The following is a 12,581-nucleotide window of genomic DNA, read 5'->3' as shown; positions in this document are numbered from 1 at the left end:
CTATTTATTCAACTTGGCATTGATTAACGGCGTCTGCTGCCAAAACCACCTGAGCGGCTGGGTGATGAACTACGCCCACTACCAAAACCACTACCAGAATTGCGTCTAGGTGAGGTGGCTCTGCCAGAAGGTTGCAATGTGCTACCACCAAAACCAGAACCAGAAGGGCGATTATTACCTGTAGTGCTACGCGGTGTATTGCGTACATTTGAATTTCCAGGATATGACCTTCTAATTGTCCCTGTATTGCGGAACGCAGTGCGATTTGTTACAGCTGCTGGTGGCGCATTATAGCGAGTTTGGTAGTTTTGAACTGCTTGGCCATAGCTTCCGCCATATCCACCGAAGCCACTTAATCCTTGTCCTGATTGATAGACAGGGGGTACATAATATTGGGGTCTAAACAACATACTACCAATTGCCTGTCCCGCCAAGCTACCAGCCACAGACCCAGCAAACGGTGCCCAGAAGCTATTTTCTCGACGGACTACAGTCGTCTCTTGTTGTCCTGTTTGGGGATTGGTTTTATTCTCAGTAACGTTGTGGACGTACTCAAGTTTAAAGTCTTCCGTCAGATATAAAATCGGTTGTCCTTTTTCTACCTTCAGATAGGTTTTTTTACCCTCCTTAATTTGATCGTCAGTTAACCGCGCCATTTGCAAATTTTCAGTTGAAAAGGTTGGCGGCTTATTGTTTAGTAAAAACAGGTTGTACTCACCACTTGCATCGTCATAAGTAGCTTGTTGTATTTGATACTCGCCATCACTCAACTTTGTGTTAGTAGAAGTTTGGCTAACGTTCTTAGCTGGAGGGGTAGTGGTATTTTGCTCTCCTCCCCCACAGGCTACAGTTGTCAGGCACAAACTCATAGCTAAAAAAACGGCTGTAAATTTACGCACTATGGTCATGATCATTGGATTATTGTCCTATCTCTGAGCTTAACAATTTATCATCTGATTAGTAAGTACGGACTACCCAACAGATTACAAAGGAATTAATTCTGGGTAATATTGCAACAGTTGATCGCTAGTAAGTTCATCGCCTAACTGTGCTGGTGAGAAATGTACTTGGATTGCCTTTAATCTATGTTTATAATGCAAATTTATCAATGCTTTCAATCCTTCCTTGAGCGCCTGAACGTTAGAAAGATCGGTTTCTAATTCTGGCACTTCTCCTTCATAAGCTACTGTAATCATCACAATGATGTTGCGGGTTACAGGTATAGATAAAGGTTCATTCAATCCAGAGTCAGAACTGTAATTTGGTTCGCTGAGATATCTTTCGGCAGAGTCAGTAAATAATTCATTCACGTAATCCCCCGCTTCGCCCTCATTAAAAAATACGTCACCTTCGTTAGCAGCAGAAAGCCAATATTCATCATATTGCAGCAGGGTTTGGCTGATTTCTACCAATCCTTCTCCTAAAACTTCTAAGTCGCCATCGACATCGATCGCATCCCGTCCAGCACTATTCAATACTCCCAAAATTGGCGCTACTTCGCCTCCCCCTAAGTGCAGAAATAGGCGAAACACTACATAGCGAGTTCGACCAATCATTTTATTGAAAATATTGCTCATTTTTTCCTCCAAAATTTTTGTTTGTCATTTGTCATTTGTCATTTGTCATTTGTCATTAGTTCAATGCCCAATGTCCCATAGCTAATGACTAATATAATGAAATCCTTTGACAAAATCTATAATTATATCTAATGAAGGTAATATATTTTTTGTTGAATCACTGGATATATCATAAGCTGAAGCATTGAGAACAGAACGATTAATAAATCTTTTTCCAAAGTTGGGATGGTCATAAACAATCAAGGTGTGGGCGCTGGAATTCGTTAAAACTATTTGAGTTGGGGCTTTACAAAAATTTAACTTTGCGGCTACTTCGATATTTTTTTTCGTCTGTTTAATTGTTGTAGCCTGATTTATCGCTTGTTCTAAAAGAGTATTTAATTGTTTCACTATATGAGGCGATTTTAGCGGTTTTAAGTTTTGGTTTGTAACAACTTCACTATTAATCATTTCCACTATACTGGAAATATTCTTTTGCGTAGATGCTGCATCTAGAAAGGGAAGAATGACGATGTAAGCAGTGAGAAATAATGCTTCGTCGCTATCTACATGAAAGGTGAAAATAGTTCGGCGACGGCTACTTTCGATGCTTGGAGGTTGTTTCAGCCCTCGATATTCTTGAGCAATTTGGTAGTAAGCGCCAGCGATCGCAAAATTGGCTTCGTGTTCTAAGGCTGCATCAACAATAATCCGAATTGTTGGCGGTGTTTCGTTAAAAAAATCTCGTGACTCTTCAGAATGGAAGTTTTGGACAATGGAGCGATCGCCATTTGGGCTAAGATCGACCCATTCACAAACCATGCCTTCGGTTTTTAAACCAAATCTGGAAGTGGCATAAAGCTTGGCTCCCGTTAAAGTTGCTCCTGTTAAGTCAGCACCGATCCATTCTGCCCTAATTAATTTTGCCTGAGTTAAATTGGCGTGGACTAAACTTGTATTTGTTAAATTGGCATTGCTTAAATCTGCACCAATTAAATCAGCCCCGCTCAATTTTGCACCGCTCAAATCTGCCCATCGGAGATTTGCGCCGCTAAAATCTGCCCATCGAAGATTTGCCCCACTCAAATCTGCCCCGCTCAAGTTAGCATGGCTGAAATTGGCTTGTCTGAGTTCGGCATCTCGCAAATTTGCACCACTCAAGTCAGAACGACTAAGATCGCTGGCGTTTAAGTTAGCCATCTCAAAGTTTGCTCCAGTTAAAGAAGCACCTCTCAAGACAGTCTCACTTAAGTTAGCGTGACGGAGATTTGCTTGGCGGAGTGTCGCCTCTCGCAAATCAGCACCGGTGAGGTCAGCTTCCAATAAATCAGCGCGACTGAGATCGGCACGAATTAACTCGGCGCGGATTAATGAGGCTCCTCTGAGTTGAGCGCGGCTTAGATCCGCTCGAATCAAATTAGCGACGTTGAGACTGGCGTTGTTGAGGATGGCGCTGCATAGATTCGCGCCACTCAGTCTAGCTACATTCAGCTTGGCATTGCTCAAGTTAGCTTCACTCAGATTCGCGCCACTCAGGTTGACTATACTCAAATTAGCATCGCTCAGATTTACACCACTGAGTTTTACTCCACTCAGATTGGCTTCTGGGAGGTCAACACCACTAAAGTTTAAGACTCCTGCTGCGTATTGTTCCAGTAATTCCTCTACAGTCATCGATGCTACCCCTTGGATGCCAACTTTAATAGTTGGTAAAGTCATAAAAAACGGAATGTCAAAATCAAAAATGAATATTGGAATTTTAGGATTGGGACTGATTGGCGGATCTTTGGGTTTTGATTTGCGATCGCAAGGACATCATATCTTAGGAGTTAGTCGCCGTGAAGCAACCTGTCAAAAGGCAGTTACCCTCGGCAGTGTTGATGAAGCATCAGTCGATCTGAGCCTATTAGCAGCCGCAGAAGTTGTATTTATTTGTACACCTCTAGCCCTTATTGTGCCCCAATTTGAACAGTTAGTCGCTCATTTGTCTACTGCTACAGTTGTGACTGATGTGGGTTCGGCGAAAGCACAGATAGTTAAGGATATTACTCCCCTTTGGGATAATTTTATTGGTGGTCATCCAATGGCGGGCAGAACAGACAGTGGGATAGAAGCTGCACAGCGAGATTTATTTGTTGATAAACCTTATGTATTAACACCGATAACTACAACCCCAACTAGTGCAATTACAGTTGTGGAAGAAATTGTGCGATCGCTGGGAGCTAATATCTATTATTGTCAACCAGAGCAACACGATCGCGCTGTGAGTTGGATTTCCCATTTACCTGTAATGGTCAGTTCCTCGTTGATTGCGGCTTGTTTGAGCGAAACAGACCCCGATGTTTTGCAATTAGCCCAAAAGTTAGCTAGTTCAGGTTTTCGAGATACTAGTCGTGTGGGTGGCGGGAATCCAGAGTTGGGCGTGATGATGGCGCGGTATAATCGTCAAGCATTGCTGCGATCGCTGCAACAATATCGTCAAAACCTCGATGAGTTGACTAACTTAATTGAGCAAGAAAATTGGGCAGTTTTAGAGGAAAAGTTCAAATCAAGGCAACAGGCACGACCTGATTTTGTTTGATAGTTGTCGGGTGCGTTTAGCTATGGATAACGCACCCATTTTTTAATTTAGTGAGTTAATTAATAAAGTTTGTTGGCTGCTTTTTTGTCAAAACAACTCTCCACAGCTACTCAGAAATTCCAACAATAGACCTCTTGCATAAATCAAAAATAATCAAGAACCCCACCCCGCCAAAGCTATGCTTTGTCTCCCCTCCCCGCTTGCGGGGAGGGGTTGGGGGTGGGGTGTTAGGGACTTTTGCAAGAGGTCAAGTAAATAATTTATTGCTGTTTTAGTGGTCAAGTTGGGGGTGGGGTGTTAGGAACTTTTGCAAGAGGTCTAATAAAATCTTTAAAAATGCTACTTAACAGTCTGACAGTCACCAAACCGATGTACCATACAGATAAATTTACAAAAATCAACAATGGTAGAACGTCCAATTAAGAAATCGGAACGTCAGTCTCAAGGAAGCACTGAAAGCAATTCCGAAAATACGGATTCTGTAACCCCTATTGAATCCAACCCCAAAAGCTCAAAACCGAGTCGCGATGCCGAAGGCGGGCTGCGCCAACGCTCGTCTGACAAAGGAAAAAAAGGATCGTCATATAGGGATGAAGGCAGACAACCGACAAATCCTGCACTAGCGCGTGGCCCAAAACCGGTTAAACCTCCAGCCCCTAAAGTTCAAACAGAAGAACTTGAAACCGAATCAGAATCTATCTCTGAGGAGCCTCAAGACTAACATTACAAGTGTTGTTGTGTGTGATGTGGGAGGCTATAAGCATTTAAAGACTGAGATTTCTGGCTCCGAAGGCAGCGATCGCGCCCCCCATCACCATTAGATTATTTTTAGCGATCGCATATCTCACAGAGTTTCTGTATGTAAAATGCGCGAATGGGTAGGTGTACAAATTCCATAGCCCCAAAAAAATGCTTCTATCTCAATACCAGCAAGCATTTCACCCCACTCATCACCCAATTATCATCCGCGCAATCTCTGAAATGCTTACAAAAACTAGGATGTCAGCCTTTAACTTTTCCCGGCACTCTTCCCAAAGGAATTCTCTAATGCTATGATTGCTCCAGAATCGCGCAACCGCACCTTGAAAACTAAATATAGCTTGGCTTTCAGGCTCCCGCTATTGCAATTCATCAAAATCCCTATTAGGGATTGAAACAAGGGCTACTTAGATGTCTGGCTCAAAAAAATACTTATTGCAATTCATCAAAATCCCTATTAGGGATTGAAACTATACCAAATTTCATCTCTGCCAACGGTAACAGTATTGCAATTCATCAAAATCCCTATTAGGGATTGAAACCTGCCGAGAAAGCGATAAGCACATTAGATAGAACCCATTGCAATTCATCAAAATCCCTATTAGGGATTGAAACGGTTATTTTCTCTCAGGCGCTAACCTCTCAGGCGCTAAATTGCAATTCATCAAAATCCCTATTAGGGATTGAAACCACTTCAATACAAGAGGACATACGCGAATTACGCGGAATTGCAATTCATCAAAATCCCTATTAGGGATTGAAACAGACCTTTACATAACCCAATTGTGAAAATACCCGTTATTGCAATTCATCAAAATCCCTATTAGGGATTGAAACGTAGAGCCTGCACCAAAGCGTACAAGACGCAGCATTGCAATTCATCAAAATCCCTATTAGGGATTGAAACGACCCCTTAAGCATGACCGCAAAGTAATGCAGAATTGCAATTCATCAAAATCCCTATTAGGGATTGAAACAGAATTGGGAACAGGCGTGCCAGGGCTGACCTTTATTGCAATTCATCAAAATCCCTATTAGGGATTGAAACAGAATCGATTCTGCTTTTATCTAAACTACTTAATTATTGCAATTCATCAAAATCCCTATTAGGGATTGAAACTTAGCATCGTTGCCAACCGGACGACGCAGACGGAGGAGGAATTGCAATTCATCAAAATCCCTATTAGGGATTGAAACACAGAATCAATGATTGATACATTTTACGAAAAAGTACTGGATTGCAATTCATCAAAATCCCTATTAGGGATTGAAACTAATAATTATAGAAGAAACAATCTAGCTTTATATAATTGCAATTCATCAAAATCCCTATTAGGGATTGAAACCACAAAGCACTTGCGATCGTAAAACGAGTTCATGGATTGCAATTCATCAAAATCCCTATTAGGGATTGAAACACAATTGCACATCAGAACAGACCTTCCTTGTCTTCAGATTGCAATTCATCAAAATCCCTATTAGGGATTGAAACGTCTACTGGGTGGCTCAATTCCCGGTACTGATGAATTGCAATTCATCAAAATCCCTATTAGGGATTGAAACATAAACATAAAATTGTTTGTCGGACTGACGCGACCCAAATTGCAATTCATCAAAATCCCTATTAGGGATTGAAACAAATATGCGCTCAAGTGCTTTAACTAAAAGTTGTAATTGCAATTCATCAAAATCCCTATTAGGGATTGAAACATTGTTGATATCGCCTCATATATTAAAGGCCGCCAAGATTGCAATTCATCTTTAACCCAACTCATATTTTGTATTTATTGTCAATATATAAACCCTAAAATACATTGCTAAAATCAATTTGCTTAATTTACAACATCTCAGTACAGTAAACTTAAAAGCAGTTTGAAGGTCATAAAATGACGACTCAAAAAAGGATTGCTGTAGTCACAGGAAGTAACCGAGGGCTAGGATATGCCATTTCCCGTCAATTATCCCAAATTGGCAACCGCGTAATTCTGACGAGTCGTAATGAAACAGATGGTCTTGCTGCCAAGCAGCAGTTATCCAGTGAAGGGCTTGATATTGACTATCACAAGCTGGATGTTACCAATGATGGAAGCGTGCAGCAGTTTACCGACTGGTTGCGTGAAACTTACGGTAAAGTAGACAGCTGTTTATTTGGCAACACTTCCCGATGGAGGAGCGCAAGGACTATTTTTTGCAGAGATGCGAAAGTTTGGTGGCCCGATTCAATTACAGTGGTAGGTTAATATGGGAAATTCCGCAGTTTTACCGCCTATTTACGTAGATACAATCATTGAATTAGCACCAGCTAAAGTTGTTACCTCATTCCCCATCAATACTTTTTTAGAAAATCTAGCAATCGCACCAGATAGCACAATATTTGTAACTAATCACGAAGTTGGCCAGATTGTTCGTATTAATCCAGATGGCAATCAGCAGATTCATGCCACTGTTGAAGGCAAAGTAAGTGGTCTTGCTTTCACTGCCAACGGGGGTTTAGTGGCAACAGGCTGGAATGCTGATTCTATACCAGTGGTTTCTTTAGTAGCCAATGATGGGACAGTGGAAACCTTGCTGAAACTGCCAGATGCAATATTTCTCAATGGCATCACTCCCCTTTCTAACACTCAGTATTTAACAGCAGATTCTTATCGGGGTGCAATTTGGCTGATTGATATCGCTCAACCTCGCGCCTCAATTTGGCTAGAACATCCAATGCTTGCTCGTAGCAATTCGGAAAATATTATTCCGGCTGCAAATGGTTTGAAGCGTTTTGATGATTTCCTCTACGTTTCAAATACGGAAAAAATGTTGCTGTTGCGGATTCCCGTTGATACCGCAAATCGACCAGGTGAGCCGGAAATTTTTGCAGAGCAAACAAATATTGATGACTTCGCCTTTGACGTGGAAGGCAATCTTTATGGAGCAACCCACATATACAACAGTGTAGTGCGAATTGCCAGCGATCGCAGTACTACTATTATTGCTCAAGCCGAGCAAGGTGTAATTGGTAGCACAGCCGTGGCTTTTGGTCAAACACAGAGCGATCGCACCGCAATTTATGTTGTGACTAATGGTGGAATGTTTTTACCTCCACCCACTGGTGTCGTTCCTGCTAATGTTGTTCGGCTTGAAGTTGGAAAACCTGGATACCCCTTGGCTTGAGCGTGACCGAATTTTAGATTTTAAATTTGGGATTTTCAATTGAAAATCCCAAATTTATAAATGTTTCACAGCAAGCAAATTTATACTTACTCTGAAATTGATAAACTACGTGAAAAAATCTAAAATCCAAAATTGATTGGCATAAATAATGGAGATAGAACAGAACGATCAATTTGTAACCGTGGTCATTACACAACTTGTCAAACCTGGATGCGAAACCGCTTACGAAGCTTGGTTGAAAGAGATTACCAGGGTTTCCAGAACTTACGTGGGTCACATGGGAACAAATGTGATTTGCCCCCAACTTGGGGTGCGAAATGAATATGTGATTATCTTCCGATTTGACAATTATGAAAATTTAGAAGTGTGGATGACATCGCGCGATCGCGAACATTTGCTCAATCAAGGTAAGCATTTGGTTGAATCCGATCCTTATGTTCAAAAAATTAGTGGATTAGAAGCTTGGTTTTCTCTTCCCGGTCAACCCTTAAAAACTCCACCGCGCTATAAAACAGCCTTGCTAACTTGGGGAGCTGTATATGTGTTGATTAATTTATTGAATACGTTCTTAGTACCCCTAATTCGTGCTTTACCACCCTTGATTATTTCGTTGATTATAACGATTACTATGGTTTTGCTCTTAACCTATGTTGTCATGCCGAGAGTTAGCCGCTTGTTTAGCTTTTGGCTATATCCTAAATCACGAAAAATTTAGGAATAAAGCCGAACTAACCCTATTTCAGATCCCAAGACAATCATCACAGCGATCGCGCCATCACAATATATTACTGTTCTTCACCTTTTTGCTGAAGGAGCGATCGCCAATCTTCAATCGCCTTCTCCGTCCACAGCCAATTTTTAGTTAATTTATCTACCTGGAAATTTTCTCGATCGGACTTGAGAACCGTTTGCCGCAACTTGATCGCTTCATTCAAATATTGCGTCTGCTTTCCATTAGATTGACTAAGTGCAGATTTATACAATCCAAGAGCTAAACCAGCATAAGAAGTTAAAGCATCTTGAGGAACTGCTGTATTTCTGGATGTTGAATTTGTGTTCTGTTCTTTGAGTGCTAAATTCAAAGCCTTGAACCAAGAATCATTGGCGCGATTCAGATTGCCTTCTGTGTAGTAAGCAAATCCCAAAGCGTTATTATACAAAAGCGATTCGGGTTTAGCTTTGGCAGCAGTTTCCCAATAACGACGGGCATCATCGACGCTATAGTTATTGTCTCCAGTTTGGATAGACTGCCACGCCAATCGTCCCTTGTAAAAATTCACAGATGGATCGTCAGCTTGTTTACTGGGAATTAGTTTTAAGGAAGTTTCAGCCGCAGCCAGTGCGCCCCGATTCAGTAGTTCTTCTACAGCCAATAGCCCACCTTGCAAGTCACCCTGGCTCAATTTTTCCGTAGCAGTAGCGGTGACAATTCCAGTTGCTTCTATTCCTAAATCGATATTTCCCTGTTTTTGAATCGGTCGAGAATCAGGTAGAGATTGGGTGGGAATTTCTGGTATTTTAGGCAGTGCTTGGGGGCGATTTTGCCACCACCAATTTAAACCGATCGCCGCGGCGATCGCACTGATTCCCACAACGCCGACAATGGGCCACAGCTGGCGGCGACGGGTACGATTTCTTGGCGGGGGTGGTTGTGATAGCGAAAAATTAGAATTTTGCCTATTTTCTTCAAGGTTTCCAGGAGTTGCAGGTGGCGGTGGTGGAACTTCTCCCCACAAATCTGCTGACTCTTCTGAAGAAGTCATTTCCTCTGAAATCTGGCTTTGGTGAAGACTATTTTCGCGAATTTGCTGATCCGGTTCAGTTGGAGGTTTTTGGTTATCTAACTGACGAAACAAATCCGAAACTATCGCAGAATCTTCTTCATAGCTTGGGTCATCATACTCAATTTCATCAACCAGATCGCCCCAAGTATCTTCACCCAGCCAATCCAACCCAGAAGAGTCCCGCGTCAAACCACTAGGAATCATGTCTTCCATTCCTAAAGGCATCTCGCTATCATCAGGTATACCAGGGTACATCGTGGAAGTTGCCCCTAAAGGCGAACTATACTGATTCAGCGACTCCCTACTTGCAGATGCCTCAGTTTCCTGACTTAAAAAACCGTCAAATTCTGGCTGGAGATATAAAATCGGTAATGCCCAGTACATCTGGAGAGAACCATAGGCAGAAATTAATCCTTGGCGCACCCGACTTACACACAAATCTACTGGATATCCCTGACTTAAGTTGCGGTAAAACAATTGTGTGAGCGTCAACGCCACTTCATCGGGAATCCGTTCTGACATCGCCAAAACGCTTCTAATTCCCCGCTTCACGAGACTTTCCGCTAAGTTTCGTTCGCCAGTATCTCCAGAGGGATTGGAGGCTGCTGTGTATGCCCCCAAGCAGGAATTAAACACTGCCATTTGGATATTATTGTTGACGAGCAAACCTGCCAAATCGTCCCCAGTTAAGATTTCCGTTAAGCCAGTTCTGCGACTAACAAGATAAATTTCTCCGCCATTTGCGCCTAAGTTACTATGACCAGAGTAGTGGAGAACGTGGTATCTGCCTTGTTCTAGGGCTTGCGTCAGTTCTTCCCGTCCTGGTTGGTCTAATACAGTGAGTTCAATTTCGGGGAAACGATTGCGACTTTCACCAAGTCGTGACGTTTGACGGTGAAGTTCTGCTTGCAGTTTAATTGCTTCTTGTTTCTGTAAGTCAAGACGGACTTGATCTGAGGGAGAAGCAATTACCATCAAGACTCTGACACCACCTTGTTCTTGTGGTGTGGGCATATTTGGCGAGCGCAAAGGAGAAGCCCCCGAAATTCCACTTTGGAAGCGAGAAAAAGCCACATAAGGCCCAGTGGCCAAAGGGCGATCGCCTGCGTGCATCACTTCCCAAGGCAAACGAGCTAACCTAGTGTCTTTTAGCCCCAAGCGTAACCGCAGCACTTGTTGATGGTTCTGGGCAATACCTTGGGCAGTAATCCAACTATCTCTGAGAGTGCCTTGAAATAGGGCGTTATAAAATTGTTGACCCAACGCCACCAAATTCACAGAGTTTCTGGCGATATCGCTTTCATGCCCGCCAGAGGTAAATGGATCTCCTTGCAACACCGAATTCAACGGGTCATTCATCAAATGCCCAGCAGCCATTAACCAATCAGCTATAGGCCAAGTCACCAATTCTTCTGCCAATGGTACCCCAGGCGCGACTTGTTCCGTCCGCACCAAGTAGTCATTTTGCCCTACTGGGGTTACGGAAATATGGAATTCCTGGGTCACAACTTCTCCTGTCCGCCTCCTGAATCTGGTTTGAAACGCGAAAGTTTCAAGTCGATTTTTCGCTCTCTCTGATAATTTAGATGCATCCTGCCCCTGAATGTTTCTGATTCCGCGCTGTTTTGGTTTTTCCTGCCTTTACAACTTTATCCGGATCGGATTACTTGGGTCTAGAACACTTAATTGGTAGATGCACCTTGATCTTCAACTCCCCTAGCTGGCTAACACCCACTGGGGGTTTTTTTTATTTTTGGCAAACAACAGCAACTTCTGACGCAGATATTCTCTACCAGAAAAGAGTGCTTAATTCTAGAATACTTGATTAATAGATGGATGTCCCTCGATCTTTAACTCCCCTAATTGAGTTAATATCCACTTTGGTTTTTTTGACACACGATAACAATCAATTTTCTCATAAATTTATCCGGAGCATGGTGGTTAAACCTAGAACATTTAAGTGGTAGATGCACCCTGATAACTAGCTCCCCTCGTTGGCTAACGCCCACTGGGGGTTTTTTTATGAAAATTGAGTCCTATTGATTAACCCTGACACACCCATTTTGTAAAGCAGCGCACCGATCGTTTAATTGGTAGGTCTATCCTGATAACTAACCCCTCTGAGGTTTTTCTTCGATCGACAAATAGTAACAACTTCAACCTCTGCTAATTTATCCGGTAGCGACCCTTTTATTTTAGAAAAGATTATTGGTAGATGCACCCTGATAACTCACTCCCCTGGTTGGTTAACACCCACTGGGAGTTTTTTTTAGTTGCGTCACCGATAGCGATCGCAAATGCGTCTAGTTAAGAAATGTTAGCGAGTCTTTTCCTCTCAGAGAAGCTATAGGTAGCTTGCTTCTCCATAAGACTACGAGCTTTACAGCCCATCGTAGACATCGCCTCTTATTTAATTCATTTTTCCCGGAAGATGCTGGCTACCCCTAGAAAAGATTATTGGTAGATGCACCCTGATAACTCACTCCCCTAGTAGGCTAACACCCACTGGGGGTTTTTTTATTTAAAAAATAACTGACCCTGATAACTCACTCCCCTGATAGGTTAACACCCACTGGGAATTTTTTCTACTAGTTGCCTTACCAATCGCGATCGCAAATGTGTCTGGTAGAGAGATATTAGCGAGTCTTTTTCTCTCAGAGATGCTACGCGTAGCTTGCTTCTCCATAGAGGTACGAGCTTCACAGTACATCGTAGACATTACCATCAACCCTAATTTAATTC

9 protein-coding genes, 1 pseudogene and 1 CRISPR repeat array are annotated in these 12,581 nt (G+C 42.4%); of the genes and pseudogenes, 5 read left to right on the top strand and 5 right to left on the bottom strand.

Annotated elements, in window-relative coordinates; genetic code table 11:
- Nucleotides 1–23: 23 nt before the first annotated feature.
- The 3 genes from V7K61_RS14285 to V7K61_RS14275 form a co-directional block, all read right to left on the bottom strand.
- On the bottom strand, nucleotides 24–914 hold the full coding sequence (locus tag V7K61_RS14285; protein WP_335053937.1) for a hypothetical protein: 891 nt from the start codon (nucleotides 912–914) through the stop codon (nucleotides 24–26).
- Between the two features lie 69 nt (nucleotides 915–983).
- Nucleotides 984–1,577 carry a DUF1517 domain-containing protein gene (locus tag V7K61_RS14280; protein ID WP_334715927.1) on the bottom strand — a complete coding sequence of 198 codons (594 nt, stop codon included), beginning with the start codon at nucleotides 1,575–1,577 and terminating at the stop codon, nucleotides 984–986.
- 81 nt (nucleotides 1,578–1,658) lie between these two features.
- Nucleotides 1,659–3,230 (bottom strand): pentapeptide repeat-containing protein, encoded by a 1,572-nt coding sequence (locus V7K61_RS14275; protein ID WP_335054118.1) that lies wholly within the window; start codon nucleotides 3,228–3,230, stop codon nucleotides 1,659–1,661.
- Nucleotides 3,231–3,300: 70 nt separating this feature from the next.
- Here V7K61_RS14275 and V7K61_RS14270 point away from each other — a divergent pair, with 70 nt between their 5' ends.
- The 5 genes and pseudogenes from V7K61_RS14270 to V7K61_RS14250 all read left to right on the top strand — a co-directional run bounded on the left by V7K61_RS14270 (nucleotide 3,301) and on the right by V7K61_RS14250 (nucleotide 8,770).
- Complete coding sequence (locus V7K61_RS14270) at nucleotides 3,301–4,137, top strand: prephenate/arogenate dehydrogenase (RefSeq protein ID WP_335054116.1); 837 nt, start codon at nucleotides 3,301–3,303, stop codon at nucleotides 4,135–4,137.
- A 403-nt stretch (nucleotides 4,138–4,540) separates the two neighbouring features.
- Entirely contained in the window at nucleotides 4,541–4,858 is a 318-nt protein-coding gene (locus tag V7K61_RS14265) for a hypothetical protein (protein ID WP_335053935.1), read from the top strand.
- 399 nt (nucleotides 4,859–5,257) lie between these two features.
- Nucleotides 5,258–6,606: direct repeats of the CRISPR family, unit length 37 nt; unit sequence ATTGCAATTCATCAAAATCCCTATTAGGGATTGAAAC.
- A gap of 176 nt (nucleotides 6,607–6,782) precedes the next feature.
- A pseudogene (locus V7K61_RS14260) lies at nucleotides 6,783–7,034 on the top strand (SDR family NAD(P)-dependent oxidoreductase); the annotation flags it as partial.
- A gap of 103 nt (nucleotides 7,035–7,137) precedes the next feature.
- Entirely contained in the window at nucleotides 7,138–8,055 is a 918-nt protein-coding gene (locus V7K61_RS14255) for an SMP-30/gluconolactonase/LRE family protein (protein WP_335053931.1), read from the top strand.
- A gap of 148 nt (nucleotides 8,056–8,203) precedes the next feature.
- Nucleotides 8,204–8,770, top strand: coding sequence for an antibiotic biosynthesis monooxygenase (locus V7K61_RS14250; RefSeq protein ID WP_334715925.1), 567 nt, complete (start codon nucleotides 8,204–8,206; stop codon nucleotides 8,768–8,770).
- Between the two features lie 70 nt (nucleotides 8,771–8,840).
- On the opposite strand, the gene hetF is transcribed toward V7K61_RS14250, so the two are convergent.
- Nucleotides 8,841–11,345 carry a cell division protein HetF gene (gene hetF, locus V7K61_RS14245; protein ID WP_335053929.1) on the bottom strand — a complete coding sequence of 835 codons (2,505 nt, stop codon included), beginning with the start codon at nucleotides 11,343–11,345 and terminating at the stop codon, nucleotides 8,841–8,843.
- Between the two features lie 1,015 nt (nucleotides 11,346–12,360).
- The gene (locus tag V7K61_RS14240) at nucleotides 12,361–12,558 is read right to left on the bottom strand and encodes a hypothetical protein (protein WP_335053927.1); all 198 of its coding nucleotides are present in this window, start codon (nucleotides 12,556–12,558) and stop codon (nucleotides 12,361–12,363) included.
- Nucleotides 12,559–12,581 lie beyond the last annotated feature (23 nt).

The sequence above is a fragment of the Nostoc sp. genome (genome assembly GCF_036918015.1).
In the GTDB taxonomy this organism is placed as follows: domain Bacteria; phylum Cyanobacteriota; class Cyanobacteriia; order Cyanobacteriales; family Nostocaceae; genus Nostoc.
This window is presented reverse-complemented; position numbering and strand designations above follow the sequence as displayed.

What these genes read in the sequence shown, in the direction of transcription:
- V7K61_RS14270 (WP_335054116.1), top strand. Translation starts at nt 3,301, where the DNA reads ATGAATATTGGAATTTTAGGATTGGGACTGATTGGCGGATCTTTGGGT.
- V7K61_RS14265 (WP_335053935.1), top strand. Translation starts at nt 4,541, where the DNA reads ATGGTAGAACGTCCAATTAAGAAATCGGAACGTCAGTCTCAAGGAAGC.
- V7K61_RS14250 (WP_334715925.1), top strand. Translation starts at nt 8,204, where the DNA reads ATGGAGATAGAACAGAACGATCAATTTGTAACCGTGGTCATTACACAA.
- V7K61_RS14280 (WP_334715927.1), bottom strand. Translation starts at nt 1,577, where the DNA reads ATGAGCAATATTTTCAATAAAATGATTGGTCGAACTCGCTATGTAGTG.
- V7K61_RS14285 (WP_335053937.1), bottom strand. Translation starts at nt 914, where the DNA reads ATGATCATGACCATAGTGCGTAAATTTACAGCCGTTTTTTTAGCTATG.
- V7K61_RS14240 (WP_335053927.1), bottom strand. Translation starts at nt 12,558, where the DNA reads ATGTCTACGATGTACTGTGAAGCTCGTACCTCTATGGAGAAGCAAGCT.
- V7K61_RS14255 (WP_335053931.1), top strand. Translation starts at nt 7,138, where the DNA reads ATGGGAAATTCCGCAGTTTTACCGCCTATTTACGTAGATACAATCATT.
- V7K61_RS14275 (WP_335054118.1), bottom strand. Translation starts at nt 3,230, where the DNA reads ATGACTGTAGAGGAATTACTGGAACAATACGCAGCAGGAGTCTTAAAC.